General features: G+C 34.6%; 25 protein-coding genes. 5 read left to right on the top strand and 20 right to left on the bottom strand.

Translation table 11 applies throughout. The features are described 5' to 3' along the window. Positions 1 to 64: 64 nt before the first annotated feature. The 6 genes from OB_RS07600 to OB_RS07575 form a co-directional block, all read right to left on the bottom strand. A complete protein-coding gene (locus OB_RS07600; protein WP_011065865.1) occupies positions 65 to 2,305 on the bottom strand; it encodes a penicillin-binding protein in 2,241 nt (746 codons plus the stop codon). Between the two features lie 16 nt (positions 2,306 to 2,321). Further along, complete coding sequence (gene ftsL, locus OB_RS07595; protein ID WP_011065864.1) at positions 2,322 to 2,696, bottom strand: cell division protein FtsL; 375 nt, start codon at positions 2,694 to 2,696, stop codon at positions 2,322 to 2,324. Continuing rightward, positions 2,696 to 3,673, bottom strand: coding sequence for a 16S rRNA (cytosine(1402)-N(4))-methyltransferase RsmH (rsmH, locus tag OB_RS07590; protein ID WP_173338114.1), 978 nt, complete (start codon positions 3,671 to 3,673; stop codon positions 2,696 to 2,698). The genes ftsL and rsmH overlap by 1 nt, the downstream gene beginning before the upstream one ends. Positions 3,674 to 3,714: 41 nt before the next feature. Then, positions 3,715 to 4,146 carry a division/cell wall cluster transcriptional repressor MraZ gene (gene mraZ, locus OB_RS07585; RefSeq protein WP_011065862.1) on the bottom strand — a complete coding sequence of 144 codons (432 nt, stop codon included), beginning with the start codon at positions 4,144 to 4,146 and terminating at the stop codon, positions 3,715 to 3,717. Between the two features lie 194 nt (positions 4,147 to 4,340). Next, on the bottom strand, positions 4,341 to 5,972 hold the full coding sequence (gene bshC, locus OB_RS07580) for a bacillithiol biosynthesis cysteine-adding enzyme BshC (protein WP_011065861.1): 1,632 nt from the start codon (positions 5,970 to 5,972) through the stop codon (positions 4,341 to 4,343). Between the two features lie 98 nt (positions 5,973 to 6,070). Continuing rightward, positions 6,071 to 6,454, bottom strand: coding sequence for a DUF3397 domain-containing protein (locus OB_RS07575; protein WP_011065860.1), 384 nt, complete (start codon positions 6,452 to 6,454; stop codon positions 6,071 to 6,073). 215 nt (positions 6,455 to 6,669) lie between these two features. On the opposite strand from OB_RS07575, the gene OB_RS07570 reads away from it, so the two are divergent. Then, positions 6,670 to 7,152 (top strand): N-acetyltransferase, encoded by a 483-nt coding sequence (locus tag OB_RS07570; RefSeq protein WP_011065859.1) that lies wholly within the window; start codon positions 6,670 to 6,672, stop codon positions 7,150 to 7,152. Positions 7,153 to 7,191: 39 nt separating this feature from the next. Here OB_RS07570 and OB_RS07565 read toward each other — a convergent pair whose 3' ends face one another. The 3 genes from OB_RS07565 to OB_RS07555 form a co-directional block, all read right to left on the bottom strand. Continuing rightward, entirely contained in the window at positions 7,192 to 7,659 is a 468-nt protein-coding gene (locus OB_RS07565) for an RsfA family transcriptional regulator (protein ID WP_011065858.1), read from the bottom strand. A gap of 115 nt (positions 7,660 to 7,774) precedes the next feature. Beyond that, the gene (gene rpmF, locus OB_RS07560; RefSeq protein WP_011065857.1) at positions 7,775 to 7,948 is read right to left on the bottom strand and encodes a 50S ribosomal protein L32; all 174 of its coding nucleotides are present in this window, start codon (positions 7,946 to 7,948) and stop codon (positions 7,775 to 7,777) included. A gap of 45 nt (positions 7,949 to 7,993) precedes the next feature. Further along, the gene (locus OB_RS07555) at positions 7,994 to 8,524 is read right to left on the bottom strand and encodes a YceD family protein (RefSeq protein ID WP_011065856.1); all 531 of its coding nucleotides are present in this window, start codon (positions 8,522 to 8,524) and stop codon (positions 7,994 to 7,996) included. Positions 8,525 to 8,697: 173 nt separating this feature from the next. Between OB_RS07555 and OB_RS07550 the strand changes: the two genes are divergently transcribed. Further along, complete coding sequence (locus tag OB_RS07550; RefSeq protein WP_011065855.1) at positions 8,698 to 9,900, top strand: nucleotidyltransferase; 1,203 nt, start codon at positions 8,698 to 8,700, stop codon at positions 9,898 to 9,900. A 426-nt stretch (positions 9,901 to 10,326) separates the two neighbouring features. On the opposite strand, the gene OB_RS07545 is transcribed toward OB_RS07550, so the two are convergent. Continuing rightward, positions 10,327 to 11,343: a SepM family pheromone-processing serine protease gene (locus OB_RS07545; RefSeq protein ID WP_011065854.1), complete on the bottom strand. Its 1,017-nt coding sequence runs from the start codon at positions 11,341 to 11,343 to the stop codon at positions 10,327 to 10,329. Positions 11,344 to 11,541: 198 nt separating this feature from the next. On the opposite strand from OB_RS07545, the gene ylbJ reads away from it, so the two are divergent. After that, positions 11,542 to 12,753 (top strand): sporulation integral membrane protein YlbJ, encoded by a 1,212-nt coding sequence (gene ylbJ / locus OB_RS07540; RefSeq protein ID WP_011065853.1) that lies wholly within the window; start codon positions 11,542 to 11,544, stop codon positions 12,751 to 12,753. 280 nt (positions 12,754 to 13,033) lie between these two features. Here the strand turns inward: ylbJ and coaD are convergent, their stop codons facing one another. The 7 genes from coaD to OB_RS07500 all read right to left on the bottom strand — a co-directional run bounded on the left by coaD (position 13,034) and on the right by OB_RS07500 (position 17,652). Then, positions 13,034 to 13,519, bottom strand: coding sequence for a pantetheine-phosphate adenylyltransferase (gene coaD / locus OB_RS07535; RefSeq protein ID WP_011065852.1), 486 nt, complete (start codon positions 13,517 to 13,519; stop codon positions 13,034 to 13,036). A gap of 2 nt (positions 13,520 to 13,521) precedes the next feature. Then, positions 13,522 to 14,088, bottom strand: coding sequence for a 16S rRNA (guanine(966)-N(2))-methyltransferase RsmD (rsmD, locus tag OB_RS07530; RefSeq protein WP_011065851.1), 567 nt, complete (start codon positions 14,086 to 14,088; stop codon positions 13,522 to 13,524). A 765-nt stretch (positions 14,089 to 14,853) separates the two neighbouring features. Next, positions 14,854 to 15,129 carry a YlbG family protein gene (locus OB_RS07520; RefSeq protein WP_011065850.1) on the bottom strand — a complete coding sequence of 92 codons (276 nt, stop codon included), beginning with the start codon at positions 15,127 to 15,129 and terminating at the stop codon, positions 14,854 to 14,856. A gap of 79 nt (positions 15,130 to 15,208) precedes the next feature. Then, a complete protein-coding gene (locus OB_RS07515) occupies positions 15,209 to 15,646 on the bottom strand; it encodes a YlbF family regulator (RefSeq protein WP_011065849.1) in 438 nt (145 codons plus the stop codon). 60 nt (positions 15,647 to 15,706) lie between these two features. After that, positions 15,707 to 15,940, bottom strand: a complete 234-nt coding sequence (locus OB_RS07510; protein ID WP_011065848.1) for a YlbE-like family protein — start codon at positions 15,938 to 15,940, stop codon at positions 15,707 to 15,709. Between the two features lie 12 nt (positions 15,941 to 15,952). Next, positions 15,953 to 16,399: a YlbD family protein gene (locus OB_RS07505; RefSeq protein ID WP_231847005.1), complete on the bottom strand. Its 447-nt coding sequence runs from the start codon at positions 16,397 to 16,399 to the stop codon at positions 15,953 to 15,955. A 185-nt stretch (positions 16,400 to 16,584) separates the two neighbouring features. Then, positions 16,585 to 17,652: a CAP domain-containing protein gene (locus OB_RS07500; RefSeq protein ID WP_011065846.1), complete on the bottom strand. Its 1,068-nt coding sequence runs from the start codon at positions 17,650 to 17,652 to the stop codon at positions 16,585 to 16,587. Positions 17,653 to 17,837: 185 nt separating this feature from the next. Between OB_RS07500 and OB_RS07495 the strand changes: the two genes are divergently transcribed. Next, entirely contained in the window at positions 17,838 to 18,203 is a 366-nt protein-coding gene (locus OB_RS07495; RefSeq protein ID WP_011065845.1) for a YugN family protein, read from the top strand. Between the two features lie 212 nt (positions 18,204 to 18,415). Then, entirely contained in the window at positions 18,416 to 19,630 is a 1,215-nt protein-coding gene (locus OB_RS07490; RefSeq protein ID WP_081427489.1) for an ISL3 family transposase, read from the top strand. Positions 19,631 to 19,694: 64 nt separating this feature from the next. On the opposite strand, the gene OB_RS07485 is transcribed toward OB_RS07490, so the two are convergent. The 3 genes from OB_RS07485 to ctaF all read right to left on the bottom strand — a co-directional run bounded on the left by OB_RS07485 (position 19,695) and on the right by ctaF (position 21,706). Then, positions 19,695 to 20,150, bottom strand: a complete 456-nt coding sequence (locus OB_RS07485; RefSeq protein ID WP_011065844.1) for a DUF420 domain-containing protein — start codon at positions 20,148 to 20,150, stop codon at positions 19,695 to 19,697. Positions 20,151 to 20,184: 34 nt separating this feature from the next. Then, complete coding sequence (gene ctaG / locus OB_RS07480) at positions 20,185 to 21,084, bottom strand: cytochrome c oxidase assembly factor CtaG (RefSeq protein ID WP_011065843.1); 900 nt, start codon at positions 21,082 to 21,084, stop codon at positions 20,185 to 20,187. 301 nt (positions 21,085 to 21,385) lie between these two features. Further along, positions 21,386 to 21,706 carry a cytochrome c oxidase subunit IVB gene (ctaF, locus tag OB_RS07475; protein ID WP_011065842.1) on the bottom strand — a complete coding sequence of 107 codons (321 nt, stop codon included), beginning with the start codon at positions 21,704 to 21,706 and terminating at the stop codon, positions 21,386 to 21,388. Positions 21,707 to 21,708: the final 2 nt, after the last annotated feature.

Genomic DNA, 21,708 nt, shown 5'->3' with positions numbered 1-21,708 from the left:
CTACTTTGTATCCACTATATGAATAAAGAATTTTGAATAGAACACTGTTTGTCCTTTCCATCGTTTACTCAGATTCGTCTTCTCCTGTTTCTTCTTCATTTTCTTCTTCTGAAGATTCTTCCTCGTCATCGGTAGAGCTCGGTCCCTCTAGTTCAACTCCTAAATAATCTCCAGATTGCAACGGATTTCCAACATCAATATTTTGAGTCGTAACATAGCCTGAACCAAAACTTTCTACTTGTAAATCTAATAAATTAGCTAAGGTCATTACCTCACGAAGAGACCAGCCTTTAATGTCCGGCATAGTCGGTTCATCAGTTATCAGTATAACTTTTTCATTTGGAAGAACAGATGCCCCAGCTTCAATACTGCTGGAGACCACTTTAGAACCTTCCCCAACCACAATCGTATTTAATCCTGTTTCTGTCATTTCTTCTTCTACTTCTGAAGTCGATTTATTAACAACATCTGGCATCTCCATCTGTTGTATATCTGGAGCTTCATTCTTCTCAGGATTAATATCCATGTAATGCAAACTATTCTCTACTACATTTTTAAATATAAACGAGAGTGGTGTTGAACCAGACTCATCCGGCTCTAACTCAGGTTGTTGAATTGATACATATACCATTAATTGAGGATCGTCTATTGGCGCCATTCCCATGAAAGAAAACACATAATTTTCTCTCCCTTGGAGATACCCGCCACCATCAGGATTTGGAATCTCTGCAGTACCAGTTTTACCACCAACCATATAATCTTCTAATTGATACGGTTTTCCTGTTCCGTGTTCCCCATTGACCACAGATGACATTAATTTTTTCATCTGTTCAGCCGTTTCTTCAGATATTGGCTGACCTACATACTCTTGCTCTGTTTCTGAGATAGTATCTCCTGATGTTGAATCTACTACTTTATCTACTACATAGGGTTTAACCATTTTCCCACCATTAACAATCGCAGATGCTGCTTTCATTTGCTGTATAGGGGTTACCGTTGAACTTTGTCCAAAAGCCGTTCTCAACTTATCTGACGGCCAATTATACGATATTTTCCCTACAGCTTCCCCTGGGAGATCAATTCCAGTTGGTTCCTCAAAACCAAATGCTTGTAGATATTCATAATATGATTCTGAATCTAATTTTTCCCATAATAATTTCGAAGCTGCTACATTCGAAGAACGTTCAAATCCCTCATCATAAGAAATCGTCCCCCATCCTTCACCATTATTATGATCGCCAATTGCTCTTATTTTCTCATTCGGCTGATATGTTCCCGATTTAAATCCTTCAGAACCATTATATACTCCTTCTTCTATAGCTGCTGCCCAGGTGAATATTTTCATCGTAGAGCCTGGCTCGAACGGAGTAGATATTGGGTCATTGTACCAATTTTCTACATCGGTTGGATTATTCGGATCATAGCTTGGACGAGAACTCATTGCAACAATTTCACCTGATTTTGGATCCATTATAATCGCATTCATTTTAGTCGGATTATACTTCTCATCTGCTTGTGTCATTACATCTTCTAATAAAGTTTGTATCTTTTGATCTATCGTTAAGTAAATATCGTCTCCGTCTTCTGGCAACTGAATAACTTCACTTGGATCCAATAATTTTTTATTATACAGATCTCTTTGATATGAAATATAACCATCTTTGCCGCCTAAGATGTCATTCATGACATCTTCCATTCCAGTAACTCCTGTAATGGTATGTTCCACACCTTCATCCGTTTCCTTTTCTTCTTCTCGTGCAAAACCGATAATATGGGATGCAAACATTCCATTAGGGTAATAACGCATCGGTTCTTCCTCAAAATTAATGCCTGGAATATTCAAATCTTCAATTTCATCTTTTACTTGCTTGGAAATTTGTTTTCCAAACTTCCCAAATTCTACTTGAAATCGATTATTGTCAAGTCCGTTCTGTATAGGTTCTTGTATTTCCTCTTCCTCAACACCTAAAAGAGGAGCCAATTTCTTAGCAGTTTCTTCTGCGTTTGAAACATGTAATGGCTCCTCAGCATTTTCAGAATAAGCTTCATCTAGGATCGCGTACATTCGATAAGTTGGGCGGTCATAGGCAAGGACCATGCCATTCTTATCATAAATCTTTCCCCTTTCTGAATTCATGGTGTATGATGCAGTTCGTTGTTTATCAGCCCATTCATTTAATTGAACTCCACTAACTTCACCAGTTGCTTGGATATACATGAATCTTCCTGTAATTATTAAAAATAATGCCACGAAAATAATCATATATATACTAGACATAAAATGCGTCGTTCTATGTTTTTTCATTTTGTATTCCCCTTGCCTAGTTGTTGAACGATTGTACTTGCTTCACTTCTGTATTTTGAATTTTTAGACCGTTCTCTTCAGCAATATTAATTATACGTTCTGGGCGGGATAACTCTTCTTTTTCAAAACTTAAACCTTCGTTCGCAATCTTCTGTTGGTTTACACTCTGTTCAATCTGTTGTAATTCACGATTTAATGTATCCGTTGAAGAAGAATACGAAACCATATATACCGCAAAAGCCAGCATTAAAACTCCCGCGAACGCATAAATCACTTTTTCGCCTTTTGTGATCCATCTAGTTCGCTTTACTTTTTTAACAACGGTTTGCGGTTGTGTTTCCGGACGATACTGCGTATTTGTTTCCCATTTCGTTGCATGATTTACACTCATTATTTTCTCCACCCTTCTTCATACGTAAATTCATGATCCCATTCACTTACTTTTTCGATAACTCTTAACTTCGCAGAACGCGATCTACGGTTTTCATCTAATTCGGAAGTATCTGCTGTAATAGGTTTCCTTGTCACCAATTTAAATGGAGCTTGATGCGACTCAGGAACTATCGGTAAATGCCTAGGTGTAGGTTTATCTGTACTCCATTTTTTAAAAGCTTGCTTACATATCCGATCTTCTAAAGAGTGGAAAGTTATTACTGCTATCCTGCCATTCACTGCTATAAGCCTAGCTGCTTGATGCAAGGCATTATTAAATACCTCCAATTCATCATTTACAGCAATACGCAACGCTTGAAAGATACGCTTGGCAGGATGCCCCCCTTTTCTCCGAGCTGGTGCTGGTATTGCATCTTTAATTATCTCTACTAATTGATGTGTCGTTTTAATATCCTGTTGTTCACGATAAGCTTCTATTTTTCTGGCGATTTGTTTAGAAAACTTCTCTTCCCCATATGAAAAGAAAATAGAAACCAAACGTTCGTATGACCATTCGTTGACAACTTCATAAGCTGAAAGATGCTGCGATTGATCCATTCGCATATCTAACAAAGCGTCATGATTATAACTGAAACCTCTATCCCCTCTGTCCAATTGAGGAGAGGAAACACCTAAATCAAATAAAATACCATCTACTTGTTCAATTCCATGCTTTTTCAACTGTTCTTCTAAACCACGAAAGTTCGATTGCACAAATACAATTCTATCTGCATATGTAGATAATCTATCTCTCGCAGCAGCTAAAGCATCCTTATCTTGATCAAATGCGAATAGCTGACCATTCTCATTTAGTCTAGAAGCTATTTCCAGAGAATGTCCCCCACCACCAGTTGTACAATCAACATAAATTCCATCTGGCTTAATTGCTAATCCTTTAATTGATTCTTCTTTTAATACACTATAATGCTCAAACATTTCAACACCCACTTTAATTCTTCTATCTTGTACTGGAAATTTTAAATATCAAAGTCCATTAAGTTTTCCGCTATTTCTGCAAATGAATCTTCAGACTCCGTTACATAATCTTCCCAGGCATCATTAGCCCAAAATTCCACTCGATTAGATACCCCAATAACATTGCAATCTTTTTCAAGACCAGCATAGTTACGAAGATTAGCTGGGATATTTATTCTCCCCTGTTTATCCACTTCGCATTCAATGGCACCAGAGAAGAAAAATCGAGTAAAAGCTCGTGCGTCTTTTTTTGTAAGTGGGAGTTGCTTTAACTTTTCTTCTAAAATCTTCCATTCATCCATTGGGTAGGCGAAAAGACATTTATCTAGTCCACGGGTGACTACAAAGCTGCTTCCTAAATTATCACGGAACTTGGAGGGAACAATTATTCTTCCCTTTGTATCAATGCTATGAAGGAATTCACCCATAAACATATAGTCGCCCCCACTTTCATATTTTTTATATTACCACATTCCCCCACTATCCTCCACCACTTTTATCAAAAATCATTAAATTTCTTCATTAGCCTTAAAAACACCAAATAAAAATACACATAAAAAAGCTGTCTAATCAGTATATAGACAGCTTCTATTTCTTAAATATTTAGTTGTGGAGGATTGTGGAGGAGTTATAAATGGATAATCCAATGTTCTTCCTGAACAAAGGTATGATTATTAACCATTTCAGTAAAAACATCTACCCCACAACAATTCATAATATATATCGGATTCCAAATTCTTTCCTGCAATCCATTATTCGGTCTTAAGATCATTTCCATTCGATCAAATTCACTTATTTCTTTAGCATATGTTTTTCTAATTTCATTATTAAGACGTTTCCTTAAAAATTCAACATCATTCAATATATAGGATAAATTACTCTCGCTTAAAGCTTTTATATCATCACCCATCGAGGCAGATATATCTCTTAAAGGCTTGTGAATATCACTAATTTGTGCCTTTACCTCTTCCACTACTTCGTCAATGTTATCATTATTTTTCTCATCTAAGAACCGTCGCTTATGGTCATTAACTCCAGTACTTATTATTTCAGATACGTTTAGATTATATTTATCTAAAAGCCTACTCGTATAACGATCGATATACGTAAAAGAGATTCGTGGCACAATAGGCGGCATTTTTAATTCTAAAAGATGGAATGAATCCTTTAATGCTGACCAGTACGCTATTTCACCAGGTCCCCCAACAAAAGCTAACGTAGGTATTAACTTCTCTTGCATCATTGGTCGCGTAATGACATTGTTACTTAAGAGATGCGGACTATTTATTGCAATAGATCGAAGCTCTTCTACAGTAAACCTCATATTATGTTGTTTATCTACCCACATACCATCCGGATCAACCTGTAATAAGACTCTACCTAATTGCTCATCGTGATAAAATAAATGAGCGTCCCCATCAAGTGCATCTAAAGATATTGAATACTCTTCTGCTTTCAACTCATCTATAGTGCTTTTCACTGCGGAGCTAATTCCTTGTTGATGTTCAATCATCTCTAGGAAAAAGTCTGTTTCAATCTCTCGGATTTCAGAGGCATGTGAATCCAGCAAGACAATACCTTGGTCTGGGAACAATTGAAAAATAAATTTAGCAAAGAATTCACTATAAGAATCAGATTCGGATAATACGGTTTGTACTAGCGAATGTATGTCTTGTGTATAGTCCGTTTCCTTTAGCGAAAGAAAAACATCTTCAACCCATTCACGAAGTTTATCTTTCTCAAATTCTAAATCTGTTACTGATTTTCTCCCTGCATCAATCGATTTATTCTGTAGTTTCACTTTTTTCATTTTCATATCTGTAGTCGGAACATAAGTATGGTTAATTTCATCAAAATCATGATCTTCTCCAGCAATCCAAAATATAGGAACTACAGGAATTCCTAATTTTTTTTCTTGTTCCTTCGCTAATTGAATCACAGATATTACTTTATGAATAGAATATAAAGGTCCTGATAATAAACCAGCCTGTTGACCTCCAACTACTGCAACGGCTTGTTCATCCACTAGTTTATTCAGTTTTTCCATTGATGCTTCAGGAGCACCCCATTTTTTATGTAATTTATGAACTGCTTTAACAAAATCTTGTCGTTTATATGTTCGATTATTCAAATACGCTAACCGTTCTTGTTCATAATGAATAGAACTATAATCAAAATATTTCATCACAGACGCGTCATTGTTTTTATAGTTTGTTACTAATTTATTTGTTGTTTGTATAGAGAGTGGAGTAGTCTTCATAATAAATCTATTTCTCCTTCTACGAATTATGTACAATCAGTATTGTACATAAAAATAGTCGTTAATCAAACTAATCTGTTTATACAATGATAAAAATGCTATCTACTCCATACACCATTCACTACAAAGATGAACCCTAAAAGAAAATACATTGTAAAAAATAATAAGAATGCTCCGCGCCAAACTATTTTTATCGCTTTAAATAGTTCAACATCCGTTTGTGTTCTCCTTTGATATATTATAATAATTGTTAAAAAGATTAAGAAGAACAATAGAATCAAACCAATAAATGATTGTTGCAATAAAATATTTAAAATAATACCTACTGCAATAATATAAAATAAAGTAGACCAATGAACAGCTAAATGAATTGCCTTCCAATTACTTGACCTCGCCCATTTCGCTATCCAATATATACTTAAGGTCACAAAAAACGGGAAACTAATTGCTGAAGCAATAATATAAATGAAGATGTCACCCATAACCACATCCCCCCCTTTTTTATTCTGGCAAGATCATTTTAAAAACCTTCATATTACTACCTTTTCCTTATTTCATTATATATCTTACACCTTTTTCTGAACATCAAAAGTTGTAATAATTTCAAAATAATCTTTTTTGTATTATAATTGAATTTATAGGAAGCGTTATCTTTCTAATAATTATTTACTTGTTTTTAATAGTAGGGGTGAACAGAATGGAAAATGTTAAAGTGGAAAATCTCCTGATAAATTATAAGACTTTGGAGAAATTTAAGCGGTTTCGTGAATATGGTAATCAAGAACTGACAATGATGGAAGACTTAGAAAATAATATTATCGAGAACGACAGTAAATCTCCATTTTATGGTATCTATTTTGGGAATAATTTGATAGCTAGAATGAGTTTATATGAGGTAAGCAAACAATACGATTATTATTTTGAACCTTCCCAAGACTACCTAACATTGTGGAAGTTAGAAGTTCTTCCTGATTATCAAAACAAAGGGTATGGAGAAGTTTTAGTGAACTTTGCTAAGAGTTTTGAATTACCAATTAAAACAAATCCTCGTATTAATTCTCATGGTTTTTGGGAAAAAATGGGATTTATCAAAGCTCATTATGAAATGGAAAGAGATTTAGGGGAAAACCCATTAATATGGTTACCAGAAGGAGTAAAAGAAAAGGACATGAAGAGTTAAAACTTCATGTCTTTTTTTGTAAGTATATTCTTATAAAATTCAATTCTTCACCTGAAGCCATGCAGAATTCACTTCTTCCCATGCCTTATCATATTTTGCTAACTTAGACTTGAGTTGTTCATTTTCTTTAATCACTCGTTCTAATTGCTTCTCGTGTTCTTTATGCTTTTCTTGAGGATATTCTGTACGCATTCTTTCCAATATTTTTATCGCTGTGTTTATTGTATGTGATTGAGGGAAATCTCCTGGGCTAGTAGTAGCGAAGATGGTTTGTTTTTTAAATCCGTTTTTTCGTTGCTCTTTAGCGTTTTGTATAGCATGGTGATACTGTTTACGAATCGTTGCATTCCAGCGGAAACCACAGGCAGCAGATGTACGTGATAATGTATGTGCCACTTCCTTAAAAGCCTCAAGTTGTGTTTGGCCCTCTCGTATAAACTTCAAAACGGTATCTGCCAATATTTTATCTTCATCCTCAGTCCATGCATCTTGTCTCGTTTCGTTCATAACACCCCTCCTAATATGTTTGCTATCAATGTATGCAAAAAGTAGGGGTGCTAGAATCGTTTTCTTAGAAAAAAATAAAACAGATCACGTATCGTGATCTGTTGTTTGTTCACTATTAGCCGTTTACTACTTCTTTCCCGTCATAGTGTCCACATGATTTGCAAACACGGTGTGGTTTTGTTAATTCTCCACAATTGGAGCATTCTACCATGCCAGGTACGTGTAGTTTTTTATGCGTACGACGTTGGTTCTTTACTTTTTTGGAAGTTCTTCTTTTAGGTACTGCCATGACTTACACCTCCTTCAATTGAAAGTAAAACTTGAATAGCTATTCTTATTTTTCTTTCTGATTATTTTTAAGGAGAGATTCAAGTTTCTTCATCCGTGGATCAATAGACTTCTCTTCCTTTTCCTCTGAAATTAATTCCCATCCTTCACCAGAAGACGGTGCCGCCTCTTCAGAATCTAGCTGATCAGAAAATACTCGGAAAGGAATTTCCAATAATATATTTTCCTTGATATATGGCATTAAGTCAAGCACTTCTCCATCTATTGGATGAATTTCTTCTAGCTCTTCTTCTCTTCCATAGTATACAGAATCAGAAAATACTTCATTTGTATTAATCTGAAAAGGATATGGGACATCTAATAAAGTACGAGCACAAGGAAGGGTCATCTCACCTTCAATGGTAAATGTTACAAAGAATTGATCTCCTTGCACATCAACACGCCCATAAACCCGAACAGGATCAATGCGTCGAATATCATTATTCATTGATTCCAGTTCTTTCACATCTACATGTTCATCAAACGAATATGGTTGATGAACAGAACCTTTTCTAATTTGACTGACTGTCAATTTCATATAAATCACCTCTAGGCAACAAGAGTTATTTTAAAAGAAAAACGGACTTTTGTCAATATATTTTCTTTACAGTTATGTTTCCCGTAATACTTAAGTTTAACCTCTAGTATATGATGTGAAACATAGATAAATTTGCTACAATCATATTAACTAATTACAATAGGAGTGAAATCATGGACTCATGTGGATTAATTGTCGAATATAACCCATTTCACAATGGACATCAATATCACATTAACCAAGCGAGAAATGTCTCTAATTCTACGTGTATTATTGCAATAATGAGCGGTAATTTTCTTCAGCGTGGAGAACCCGCAATTATAGATAAGTTTCACCGCACAAAAGCTGCTCTTCACGGAGGAGCTGATATTGTTATAGAATTGCCGTATACTTTTGCCGTACAAAATAGCGATCGATTTGCAAACGGAGCTATTCAGACATTAAATAAATTCGGTGTGTCTAGTGTCTGTTTTGGTAGCGAATCAGGCAGTATGGATCCTTTTTTTCAAGCTTATAAAACAATTAAAAATAGTAGTGAGGCATTCGATAATTTGTTAAAGGACAATTTATCTGATGGGCTATCATTTCCTGATGCTGCAACTGCTGTTTATGAAACTTTAGGGCTCACCGAAGGAAACTTAGACTTATCTAAACCAAATAATATATTAGGATTTAGTTATGTTAAAGCTATCCAAGAATATGCCCCAACTATTAAACCATTAACAATCCAGAGAAAAAATAATGATTTCCATGATGAATCAATAAATGGCAGTATTGCTAGTGCGACGAGCATCCGGAAGCAAATTCTTCAGTCCGATTCCATGGATGACGATGTACATAACGCTATTCCAATAGAGACTTTACACCAACTGCAATCCTATAAAGACAAAACTGCAATTTGGCATGATTTTGAACAGTACTTTCCCCTTCTCCGCTATCGCGTTTTAACTATGAGTATAAAAGAATTACAGAATATCCAGGGAGTAGTTGAAGGTTTAGAATATCGAATTCAACAAACAGCAAGTGATGCTTTATCATTTGTAGATTGGATGCATAAAATTAAAACGAAGCGATACACATGGACAAGAATACAACGTATTTTTATACACATTCTTACAAATACCAAGAAAGATGAAAATTATGTTGATGAATCGCCATCTTATATTCGTATACTCGGTATGAATAAACAAGGACAACAATATCTTAATTACCATAAAAAGAATTTTGATGTACCAATCATTACTAGTATTGCTAATACAACTCATTCTATGTTAGCAATTGAAGAACGAGCAACAAAAGCATATTACAGTATAATTCCTGCAAAATTACAAAGAAAGATGTTCAAACAAGAATTACAGGGCCCAATAATCATTTAATTAAATCAACTTCATCATATGATATTTTTGTGTAAAATCCAAACGTACACCGTTTAATTTTCATTTCAGACTAACGGTTCTTCTTATTTTGCTCAGCTGACAAAAAAGAAGAACCGTTTTCTATTGTATCTTCAAACTCTGCTACTCTAATCATGAGTCGTTATTAAAATTCAATCATAACTAATCAGAATGACATTATTTTACATTACAAACCATCTTATTTTATGATCTTGTAAATTATGAAATATACTATAACAATTAAAAAACTCCCCCATAAGGTAAACAGATTTTAATTTTTAAACTGTTTCCTTCAGGGGAGTTCATCATAAATATTTATCAACCTTTTGTTCCTTCTTAGAAATTTATCGTATCAAATTTTTAAAGATACATTTACAAGTAGTCTAGCGTACTATGTGTTTATGCATTTTAATTCATTTTTTCAAGATATTCCAGCGCATCTTCAAATGTATTCACCGGGACAATTTCCATATCTGAACCGATTTCTTCTGCAGTTTTAACCGCAACTTGATAATTAGATTCTTCTGAACCATTTTCATTTGGGGCAAAGAAAACATCTACCCCTTCTTTATCAGAGGCCACTACTTTCTTATCAATTCCTCCGATTCGATAGATATTACCATCGTAATCTACCTCACCTGTTCCGCCAATTTGTTTACCTTTAGTAATATCCTCTTCCGTTAACTGATCATAAATTTCTAATGAGAACATTAAACCCGCACTTGGTCCTCCAATGTTTCCACTAGAAAAATTAATTTTTGGATCTACAGTTACATTGCGGTCTGTCACTAAACTTATACCTAATCCTATTTTTTCATCGTTATCAGAAAACTGTTCTAGCTGAATTTTCTTTGAAAGGTTTTCATCGTTTCTTATAACCTCAACCGTCACAGTATCTCCAGCGGATAAAGAATCAATATAATCAATTAAGTCTTGAGATTCCTTTATATCTTTTCCATCAATGCCAATAATTCGGTCTCCAGCTTGTAATACTTCTTCTGCAGGCATACCTTCAACAACGGAAACAACATACACGCCTTCATAAGAAATATCTATTGTCTCCCCAGCAGCCTCATATGCAACTACAGTAGCCGCTTCTTGAGAACTTTCCATAACCTGCAACTGAGCGTTCATATAATCATCTTGAGACATTCCCTCTGGAAATACCTGATCAATTGGTAATATTTCTTGATGCGGCATAATTTTGGCAAATATATAAAATAAAGGTGTTGCTTGCATCCCGCTTACGGTTACCAGATGCATATCCCCTGCACTTTCATAACCATCTTCAACCTCTACGATTGGATTTAATGCATCTGCTCCGCCTGGTTTTTGTATATAATAAGGCATTTTATATGTACCAACTAAGTAAATCCCTAAAAATAAAACAATACATATGGCAATATTCTTTTTGGACAACCGCATTCTAGTGCTTCATCTCCTTTTTAGTTCACTTTATACACCATCCTATTATATGAATGGAATATTTCACCTATGTCACCGCGTATATTGTATTAAGGTACTTTATCTAGCTCATCCTCGTTTCAATAGGACAAGCTAGCATAATTCTACTACTTAGATTATAAGTTGTACAGAGCTAGCACTCATTAGGGGGAAATTCGATTGGATCAAAGAATGAAAACTCTTGTATATGCCGGACTCACTCTCTTACTTACTCTATCATTAATTGCTTTTCCTGATCAGGCGCTTGAAGCAGCAATTAGAGGCTTAAATATGTGGTGGGAAGTTGTATTTCCTTCATTACTACCCTTTTTTATTACTGCAGAATTATTATTAGCATTTGGAGTTGTAAAATTTATCGGAGTTATATTCGAGCCTATCATGCGCCCTTTGTTTAATGTACCGGGAGCAGGTAGTTTCGGATGGATGATGGGGATGGCGAGCGGGTATCCAACAGGAGCTAAGATAACAGCTAGATTACGTGAAGAAAATCAATTAAGCAAATTGGAAGCAGAAAGGCTAGTCTCATTTACGAATAATTCTAGTCCGTTATTCATCTTTGGTGCAATATCAGCTGGTTTTTTTCATGATCTAAAGCTAGGTCTTTTATTAGCCGTCTGTCATTATACGAGTAATGCTATTGTTGGTATCTGTATGAGATTTCACGGTAAACGGCAAGAACGATTTCGAAAACAAGATTCCAAAAGATTTTCAATAAAAAAAGCTTTTCAAGAAATGCATCGAGATCGTTTAAAAGAGGAGAAACCTTTCGGTGAAATTTTAGGAGATGCTGTTATTAACTCCATAAAGACGCTAGTTATGGTTGGCGGATTTATCATCTTATTTTCTGTACTAATTAAACTTTTATTTTTAGTTCATGTAACTCCAGCAGTGGCAGTTATTTTTCAATCTATACTTGAAATATTTCATTTACCTGCTGACCTTAGTCTGCCATTTATATCAGGATTATTTGAAATTACATTAGGTGCAAATATGATATCTCAAGTTACTACAGACACACTATTACAAAAAGCAGTGATTATTAGTTTTATTTTAGGGTTTAATGGTCTATCTATTCATGCACAAGTAGCTAGTATACTTGCTAAAACGGATATTCGTTTCTCTCCTTATTTTTTTGCACGACTATTACATGGAAGCATTGCTGTTATCTTGACACTCTTGCTGTATAAACCATTATATCTTGATCGTAAAACTATCAATTTGAACGAAGTTCCTGTTTCCCAGTTGGATCCAAATAGTTCGATTTGGATGTCTATCTTTTACTGGATGAAAGATTATGGTCCAATGCTTACAATCTTAAGTATAATTATTGCGACATGTATTTTGTTCCACAGAAAAAGACAAATAAAATGAGGTGGGCACAAAAGTAATCACGCAAAAGACAAATCCAAATGATTGGCCTATGTAAACCCGCTTCAGAAATATACTGCGCTTATCCTAAGGTGGCTGGTGAGTTTCCGAATGTTAATACATGGGGTCTCGCCTAGGCCCTGCTCCTATAGAATAAGGAAGACTTCGACAGCATCGCATCACACGCAGAAAATTGAAGGAGTCTCCGTATATTTCTTACACTTATTCTAGCTTTCATTCGCCTTTTAACTAGAACTTTTGATATGCCCATCCTCATTCATTTTTATAAATAATTAAATTTTGCTTTTAATGCTTTTTCTACTGGTTCTGGTACTAAACCACTTATATTTCCATCATATTTAGCTATTTCTTTAACCATACTCGAACTTAAAAAAGAATATTGATTGTTAGTCATCATAAACAAGGTTTCAATATCTTCATTTAATTTTCTGTTCATAGAAGTAATTTGCATTTCATATTCAAAATCGCTTACTGCTCTTAATCCCCGAATAACTGCATGTGCTTTCTTCTCTCTAGCATAGTCCATTAATAAGCGACTAGATGAATCAACTGAAACATTCGGAATATGCTTAATTGAATCCTCTAATAATTCAATCCGTTCTGTAACTGAAAATAAAGGAGACTTTGACTGATTATTAAAAACGGTTACAATCACTTCCTCAAATACATTTGCTCCTCTTTGTATAATATCTAGATGTCCATTCGTAATCGGATCAAAACTTCCTGGACATATTGCTAACTTTCCCATAGTTACGCTCCTTCATGATTAACTTGATAAATAGTGATATTAATTAGGCCGCCATAGTTTTCTTGTTTTATTGCTTGGAATGGACCATATTCATGCGGAAGATCTTCAGAAGCTTCGTGTTCACAATAAACGATAGCATTATCCGCCAATAGTCGATTTTCTACAAGTTCATTCAATAGTTCCAGATAATCAACCTTGCCATATGGTGGATCTAGTAAAACAAGATTAAATCTCAATTCCCTTTTTGCAGCTGCTTTAATTGCTCGAAAAGCATCTGTTCTAAAAACCTCTGCTTTATCATCAAGCTTTAATTGCTTTAAATTTTCTCTAATAGTATGGATGGCTTTTTGCTGTTTATCAACAAAAATAGCTTGATTCATTCCTCGACTTAACGCTTCTATCCCTAGCCCGCCACTTCCAGCAAATAAGTCCAATACTATCCCATCAGAAAAAAAAGGGCCGATTACTTGAAAGATAGCTTCTTTGACTTTGTCAGTTGTCGGTCTCGTATGATGTCCAGGTACTGGTTTTAATTGTCTCCCTTTATGTATTCCCGCAATTACTCGCATGCTTTCACCTCACTAGTTCGCACTATCCGACATAATCCTACCATAAATAACATTAATAATAAAATCATTTTCATAAGTAATGTATATTATTTGTTTCGATGTCCATAATATCATAATGATTCAACTAAACATCGTTTGGTTGATGTAAAACGGAAGAAGACTTACACTTCCCCATAAGTTCTTCCTCCGGTTTCTCCTCTCCCTTTGCCTTTTTGTTTTTCATATGGAAAACAAAGGGACCCTGCAGAGTTATCTCTGCAGGTTTTTTATTTCCATGTATAAAATACGGAAAATTCAGAATTGTGATCGTTCGGTTACACATTACTAATTATCTAATATTATCCTACTTGCAAAATATGATTTATGAGACTAGTCACACTTCCCTCTTCAGTAATAGTTAACTTTGGCACACGAAATCGTTTATATTTTTAAGAAAAAGGACATAACAAATACGTTATAGTCAAAAGAAGATTGATAATTAGAACAAGAGTAGCGAAGATATGTGTATGAGGTAGGTTAGGCGAGAGCCTAGGATGTGAAGTATATGGATACTCCTCTATATCTTAGAGAAGCGAAGTATATTTCTAAGGCGGGTTTAGAACAAATTCATCTATTTCATATCCTTTGGGTATTAACTTTAGTCACAGTCTCCCCCGCCTTACAGGAAACACACAATTTCTAAACGCATATTTGCGCTTTTTAATACTTTAGAACATTTTTTTCTTTTGAAAAATACATAGCTTATTCGTATAGCGTTCAAGTTCACTATATTCCCATTTTATAATCATATTGTTTTGCTTTATCTGGTTTCGCATTTTCATAATCCGTTCGGACAAATGGTTTTTGAGATCGTTCCACTTTAGATACAAAAGGGTAATTTATTATTTTTAATTCTACATCATCCATTTCGTCCTGATTCACATAAATCACAGCATAGCGCTTTGTTTTAGAAGCATAAATAACATTGCCGTGTTTTCTTAATTGTTTTATGTTTTTCATATGCTGAAACCAGACAATGATTCCTTGTCTGTTTACTCTCATTCATCTGTCCCCTTTGAATAGTTATATGTATGGACAGAGGAGAGCTCTTCTAAAAAAGCTCTCTTCCATCCGTATATGTCTAGGAGGCACAGCCACAAGCTCCACCGCTCCCACAGCCACAGCCACTATCTGACAGTGCTGCACCTTCTCTTGGAGCTTTCACTTGTTCGCTGACACTATTTGCAACAAAACTACTTATTTCATCTAGAAGTTTTTGCAGATTTCTTTCTGCAATTTTGAATGCAGCTACTTTATCATTCATATCCATTTCCCTTTTTGTTGATCGTACTTTTTTCATGATGTCATAGTAATCGGGATGATATCTTCCAAAACGCTGCACATCATCGTAATGCTCTTTCATCGCAGAGAATTCTCTGATCAACTTCTGTGCCTCATCATCCGTTTCCATGGTGGAACGAGTAGTTTGATAATCCTGCATGATATCCGATTGTAAAATCATCTTTCCTAATTTCTCGGATTCATCCAAAATATTGACATACTCCATCGTAGCTATCATTCATTACACCTCCACTTTCAATACTACCATTTTATTAATGGAATGAAAATAGAATGACTTTTAATCCTTCATCGCTTTTGCCATCTCAGCTAACATCCGAGCCATTTGAATTTGTCCACTTATCGTGTTTACTTGCTGTGGAAATGTTTTTCCATAAAATTTTTTTGCTTCTTTTTTCATTTTATCTATATTTTCTGGATCTCTCATTAAATACCGATACCACATTGGATTATATCGAATAAACTCTGCTAATTTAGGGTTCTCTTTTAAATACTTTTGTACAGATGGATCCATTTTTTATCACCTCTAGTCTTTAATCCAGTGGAAAGGATCTTTGGGACTTTTTTTGGGACCCGTACTTTTGAATTGTGCTACCATCTCTTGAACACTACCGACTGCTTTACTTAATTGATCAATTTGTCCTTGTAACTTATCTACATCAATTTTTTGACTATATTTCATTAATTGACTAACTAAATCGTTTTCTTCATTATCATTCTTGTCTTGATTTTCATATTCATTATCATTAGATTCGTTCTGCGTCTGACTCTTCGTAGATGATTCTATAAAGTCGTTCCAATAAGGATCATCCTCCCCTAACAAAGCCCATTTTTCATAGTACTCTTGCCAAGAACGACCACTCTTTCTAATTTCTTTTATAATCTTTGGACGTTTATTAACAAACTCTTTAAACTCTTGTACACTTGGATCGAGATTGCTCATTCTGATCACCTCACTCAACCATTCTTTCATACTATAACCTATGCCTAATTTACTTATATGTGTCTATTTTTACACGCAAAAGGTAATCAATTAAATGAACAAAAAAATCGAACAGTATTTCGGAAATATCATCCAAAGTACCATTCGATTTCAAAACATTATTTAAAAAGTTCACAAGTAATTTCAAGAATTCATTCGTTTAGTTAATCCCATTCTTACAAAGCTTTCCCTAAGAAGTTTTGTGTATAGTAAAAGCGATAGACGCCTACACCTAAATGATTATAGTCTTCACTAAGTAAAGCTTCACGATGCCCCTCGCTATTTAGCCACCCTTCCATTGCTGATGGTGCATCTGGATATTGTGCAGCGATATTTTCACCCGCAGATGCATAGAGTACTTCACCAGCTTCTAACCTTTCTTTCAATCCATCTCCATTTAAGCTAAAATGAGAAAAATAATTATTTTCATACATATCTTTACTATGATCGTATGCAACTTTACTTACCTTTTCATCCCATTCTAAGTGACTTTTTTCATGTACATGCCGAATAACATTTGATATATCAAACACTTGCTGCTCCATGCCTGTTTGTACAGTATTCCATTGCTCTTCTGTTAATTCAGGTTGTTCTGGTAGATTACCTCGATACTCTATTTCATATGGACGATGTAATAATAAAGTATTAGCTGTAAGTATTCGAACTGAAGACAAAGATGAAGTAACAGTATCAAAATAAAATTGCACAAACACAGAATCGTCAACTTGTACTAAAGGTCTCTTCTTCTTGTCATCTTCCGTTAATCGAAATGTGTATGAAGATAACCCATCATTATAACTAATTTCATCACTAAAATTAAACGTATCGTTCACTGCCTCATATGAAGCACCAGATTGTACAGGAGCTATTTCTAAATTATCTCCTGTAGCATAAACTGAGATGATTTTTCCTTCCTCAACACCAAATTGAATATATTGACTTTCTGAGCTATTATACACTAGCCATTCATAGCCATAGGCACTTTTGTCAACACGATTCGGATCACCCAAATTTTCTTTGAGTTTTTGTTCCGATTCTCCTATCCATTGATAAATATCTCCTTCCAATTCAACGGATGGGGATTCTTCTGGTTGTACTTTTGATTGGAGAACATGACTACCTTCCTTTACAACATTGGTCACATCTGTAATCACTTCTTCTGGAGAGTTATCAATTTGTTCTATTACAACAAAAATGACTAATGCTAAAATAGTAATAGCTAAAAATCCACGAATCACTCTCATAACTGATTCTCCCATCTATAAACAATTACTACATTCTATGTTAAAATTTACTATATATTCTCTTTACCCTATTATTTATAATAGTATACCTTTATTTTTCATACGTCTATCGGTTTTTCGTTGCATCTGAAGCGTTTTCGTATTATGCTTGAAAAAGTAGAACTAATATATGAGGTGAAAATTAGATGAAACTAGAAAACACTGGTATCGAAAATACGGTCATAGATATTCAATCTTTGGACCATATTACCGCAAAACATGCATTTATTCGTGCTGGTCAGTGGGACTATGAGCGCGCAACGTATGATTACAAAATTGGTTCGAATGAAAAGAATGTTACATATTACATTCGTATTATGGCTCACTCTAAAGAGGGCGATGTTGATAAAAGAAGTGCAGTAGTCACACTTCTACCTCCATTAGTCGGAAAACATTATTATCCTCATGGAGTAGAGTATGGCGATGGTGAAGACTTCCCAGAATCCATTGTGGAAAGAGCGAACACCTTGTTGAAAAAAGTTTCTGATGAGCTTCAATACTACAAAAAATAAGTAAAAACGCAAATTCTTAAAAATGCAAATGAACAAATAGAAACCGAGCTAATATTCAAATGGGTACCAAATGAATATTAGCTCGGTTTCTTATTGCAGTTAAATATTTTGGCTCTATAATATTTGTTGGGGTAAAAGAAAAATAAAAAACACGCAATCTCCTATTTTTGTTATCATTGTTTAAACCACTAAACCAAACAAAAAGGAGATGCGTGCAATTGAATTCTAACATAACATTACCTGGGTTGGAAGAAGGAAATATATTAGATACAGAAGTACGAGAAGGTATTTATTACATTAGGTGGGAGTTAGAGAGAACCTCTCATCGTTGTCCACAGTGTGGAGAGTGGACAAACAAGGTACATGATTATCGTACGCAGAAAGTCCGTCATCCTAGCATATTCGGAAGGCAAACGATTATTTTTTACCGAAAGAGAAGATATAAATGCGTTTTCTGCGGAAAGCGATTTTTTGAAAGAAACCCTTTAGTCAAACGTTATAAAAGACAATCCATTGAGTTTAATCAAGTATTGTCATTAGAGCTTGTTCATGGAAAAAGCTTTCGAGACGTGGCGACACGTTTTCATACATCGCCAACTACCATTATGCGTCGATTTGATGAGATTACTGCATCGAAGATGAAGGAAACACAAGCATTGCCTAAAGTGATAGCGATTGATGAGTATAAAGGGGATGCAGGGAACGAGAAGTATCAAACGGTTATAGCTGATCCGATTAATAGAAAACCTTTAGAGATTTTAAAAGATCGTAAAAAAGATACATTAGTGGATTATCTAAGGATGCATGGTGAGAAGGTAGAATTTGTAGTCATGGACATGAGTCCATCCTTTAAAGCAGCTGTTGATAAGGCATTAGGGCACCCCATTGTTATCGCCGATCGTTTTCATTTTACACGATATATATATTGGGCTTTAGAAAGAGTGAGAATTCGTGTACAGAGAGAGTTTCATGATTATGATCGGAAGAAGTGTAAACGTATGCGACATGTGTTTTATAAAAAGCAATCGAAGTTAACGAAAAAGCAACAATGGTATTTAGATCGCTATTTACACATGTCACCAGATTTAAAACGCGCCCATGAGTTAAAAGAAGCGTATATTGTCTGGTTTCAACTAGCCAAGGCCAACGGCCCTACTGCTTTAAAAAATACTAAAAAGTATCTCTATCAGTTTTATGAACTTGTGCAAAATGCAGGGCTGCCGGAATTCCTAAAAGCAAAAGAAACCTTTCATAATTGGCAAAAAGAAATTATGAATAGTTTTGCCTTTGATTTACATAATGGTTATATCGAAGGAATCAACAATCAAACAAAGGTTATAAAACGAAATGCATTTGGATTTAGGCGATTCGATCGCTTTCGAGCAAGAATACTATTACATCATCAATATAAAAAGAAAGTGGTTTAATATAAATAGGAGTGAGCTAATTGCTCACCCCAACATTTGACTTAGAACCAATATTTTCTATTTATTAAAATCCAAATATAGCTTTTATCATACTTGTAGTTTGTCCTGGATCATACATCACGTATAGGAATATATACACCATTACTCCTGTAATAGCAGTAAAGAACCATATAATACTTGTAACTGGACCAATCTTTTGGTGTTTTTTTATATTCCGCTTTAAAGCTAAGATTAAAGTAACTATCCCAAACACAGCTCCAGTTGTTGCTAATATTATGTGAAAAACAAGAAAAATAGTAAAATATGTTTTTACTTCATCTGGCCCTCCAAAACTTGTGTTGCCAATGAAGACGGTTCTTGATACATATATGATAAAAAATATTAAAGCACTTATTGCTGCGGCTAACATTACTTTTTTGTGTGCACTAGCTTTTCCTTTAACAATAAGTATCCAACCTATTGCAACTAGAACAGCACTAACTATAATAAAAAATGTACTAATCGTTGGTAATAACGGCATCTCTTAGATCCTCCAATAATAAAATAAGTATTTGTTACGTTTTAGACGATGATGGCAAAGGATCAATGGTATTACTCTCCCCTTTAAACCATGAAAATATAATCGATCCTAATAAAATACCATACGTAATTTCTTGCATAATTTTCATAATAATACCACCTAATTGCTGGTCATATACTGTACTTAATGAAATAAAAGTTTCTGGTCCTGACAATTGAGGAGCTAGACCTTGTAAAACATCTTGTGGTACGCATAGACTTAATGCTTGTAACCATGCTCCCCCTTGCGAGTACGTTGCATAAAGTGGTTCAGATGCAAAAATTATCAATACGCATGCTGGGGTAATCAAAACACTATTAGCAAAAATATAACCAATTTTCAGCAATGGCTGAAGCTTGTCCAATTCTTTAATTGGGGCTAATAACGGTATCCAGACGATAAAAGCCGCAATTAATAAAACAATTGAAATACCTGTATGTATCATAGGAGCTGACTTTGCAAAGTTAAAAACTGCTGGAATGTGATATATGGAAAATAACCCGTTAAATAATAATAGTGAAATTAATGGCTTTGTTAGAAACTTCAAAACAGCCCCAACAAATGGTGTAGCCATCAACTTTTCCCAAATCCACGCAGGAATACCTTTAATCATAAGCATCGGAAAGACAAGTAAATAAATAGCCATCTGGATCATATGAGCAGTTAAGGTTATATGTGAAAGCAAGTCAATAGGAGCACCTTTTACAAAATACAGTAACAATAATGCGATATAAAACATAGATTGTTGTTTTGCAGTTGGTTTATCATTGTCTCCAAATTCCCTTCGCAATGGACCTGTAATGAGATAATAAGCAGTACCAAGTAATATAACAAATATTAAAAAGTATGGACTCCACAGTGCACGAAAACCAAAAATCTGAATATCTAACCACATATGATATCACTCCATTTATGTATGTACCACTTTTTTCATTATAACTTAATTTATAATATATTTCTTCCACTGCATGTGACGATTTTAAAACAAATTAATGCCGTTCGGTTGGGACAAAAGTATTTATGCAGAAGTTATATCTGAATGAATGGATTTTGAAGAACCTCTTCAGAAATCTACTACGTTATCCAGAGGGGATTATATCCCCTTCTCTTCTTTGGTTTATCGTACCAATATCTAAAGGCATATTAAACATAAAAAGGTCGGGAAATAGCTTCATCCCCGACCTTTTTAAAGTATATTACCACCAAGTTATTACGGTGAAAGTTAGTATAACTAACATTGTAACAAATATTCCACCGTAAATAATTTGTGATGGAACTTCATGTCCCTTATCTTTCATATGCATAAAATAAAAGAATTGAAATGCTATTTGTACCACTGCCAATATGAGAAGTAGTGGAATTACAAACATCTTGTCGATTTCCAACATTACTGCAAAAAAAGCAATTAAGGTAAAGAAAATCATCAAAGCAAACGTAACAATTTGTTTTTTCATTTCTTCTTTATTTTTAGCTTTTTGGAACGAATTAATTTTTCTGGTACTCATATTATCCGTCATAA

This window comes from Oceanobacillus iheyensis HTE831, from assembly GCF_000011245.1.
In the GTDB taxonomy this organism is placed as follows: domain Bacteria; phylum Bacillota; class Bacilli; order Bacillales; family Amphibacillaceae; genus Oceanobacillus; species Oceanobacillus iheyensis.
The sequence above is the reverse complement of the archived record's forward strand: the minus strand, read 5'-3'. Positions and strand labels throughout refer to the sequence as shown.

What these genes read in the sequence shown, in the direction of transcription:
- rsmH (WP_173338114.1), bottom strand. Translation starts at nt 3,673, where the DNA reads ATGTTTGAGCATTATAGTGTATTAAAAGAAGAATCAATTAAAGGATTA.
- OB_RS07545 (WP_011065854.1), bottom strand. Translation starts at nt 11,343, where the DNA reads ATGCGGTTGTCCAAAAAGAATATTGCCATATGTATTGTTTTATTTTTA.
- rsmD (WP_011065851.1), bottom strand. Translation starts at nt 14,088, where the DNA reads ATGCGAGTAATTGCGGGAATACATAAAGGGAGACAATTAAAACCAGTA.
- bshC (WP_011065861.1), bottom strand. Translation starts at nt 5,972, where the DNA reads ATGAAGACTACTCCACTCTCTATACAAACAACAAATAAATTAGTAACA.
- OB_RS07485 (WP_011065844.1), bottom strand. Translation starts at nt 20,150, where the DNA reads ATGCCGTTATTACCAACGATTAGTACATTTTTTATTATAGTTAGTGCT.
- mraZ (WP_011065862.1), bottom strand. Translation starts at nt 4,146, where the DNA reads ATGTTTATGGGTGAATTCCTTCATAGCATTGATACAAAGGGAAGAATA.
- OB_RS07575 (WP_011065860.1), bottom strand. Translation starts at nt 6,454, where the DNA reads ATGGGTGACATCTTCATTTATATTATTGCTTCAGCAATTAGTTTCCCG.
- OB_RS07495 (WP_011065845.1), top strand. Translation starts at nt 17,838, where the DNA reads ATGAAACTAGAAAACACTGGTATCGAAAATACGGTCATAGATATTCAA.
- OB_RS07555 (WP_011065856.1), bottom strand. Translation starts at nt 8,524, where the DNA reads ATGAAATTGACAGTCAGTCAAATTAGAAAAGGTTCTGTTCATCAACCA.
- OB_RS07505 (WP_231847005.1), bottom strand. Translation starts at nt 16,399, where the DNA reads ATGAAAGAATGGTTGAGTGAGGTGATCAGAATGAGCAATCTCGATCCA.
- ctaF (WP_011065842.1), bottom strand. Translation starts at nt 21,706, where the DNA reads ATGACGGATAATATGAGTACCAGAAAAATTAATTCGTTCCAAAAAGCT.
- OB_RS07570 (WP_011065859.1), top strand. Translation starts at nt 6,670, where the DNA reads ATGGAAAATGTTAAAGTGGAAAATCTCCTGATAAATTATAAGACTTTG.
- OB_RS07500 (WP_011065846.1), bottom strand. Translation starts at nt 17,652, where the DNA reads ATGAGAGTGATTCGTGGATTTTTAGCTATTACTATTTTAGCATTAGTC.
- OB_RS07550 (WP_011065855.1), top strand. Translation starts at nt 8,698, where the DNA reads ATGGACTCATGTGGATTAATTGTCGAATATAACCCATTTCACAATGGA.
- ctaG (WP_011065843.1), bottom strand. Translation starts at nt 21,084, where the DNA reads ATGTGGTTAGATATTCAGATTTTTGGTTTTCGTGCACTGTGGAGTCCA.
- coaD (WP_011065852.1), bottom strand. Translation starts at nt 13,519, where the DNA reads ATGGGAAAGTTAGCAATATGTCCAGGAAGTTTTGATCCGATTACGAAT.
- OB_RS07515 (WP_011065849.1), bottom strand. Translation starts at nt 15,646, where the DNA reads ATGATAGCTACGATGGAGTATGTCAATATTTTGGATGAATCCGAGAAA.
- OB_RS07600 (WP_011065865.1), bottom strand. Translation starts at nt 2,305, where the DNA reads ATGAAAAAACATAGAACGACGCATTTTATGTCTAGTATATATATGATT.
- OB_RS07510 (WP_011065848.1), bottom strand. Translation starts at nt 15,940, where the DNA reads ATGGATCCATCTGTACAAAAGTATTTAAAAGAGAACCCTAAATTAGCA.
- OB_RS07520 (WP_011065850.1), bottom strand. Translation starts at nt 15,129, where the DNA reads ATGAGAGTAAACAGACAAGGAATCATTGTCTGGTTTCAGCATATGAAA.
- rpmF (WP_011065857.1), bottom strand. Translation starts at nt 7,948, where the DNA reads ATGGCAGTACCTAAAAGAAGAACTTCCAAAAAAGTAAAGAACCAACGT.
- OB_RS07565 (WP_011065858.1), bottom strand. Translation starts at nt 7,659, where the DNA reads ATGAACGAAACGAGACAAGATGCATGGACTGAGGATGAAGATAAAATA.
- ftsL (WP_011065864.1), bottom strand. Translation starts at nt 2,696, where the DNA reads ATGAGTGTAAATCATGCAACGAAATGGGAAACAAATACGCAGTATCGT.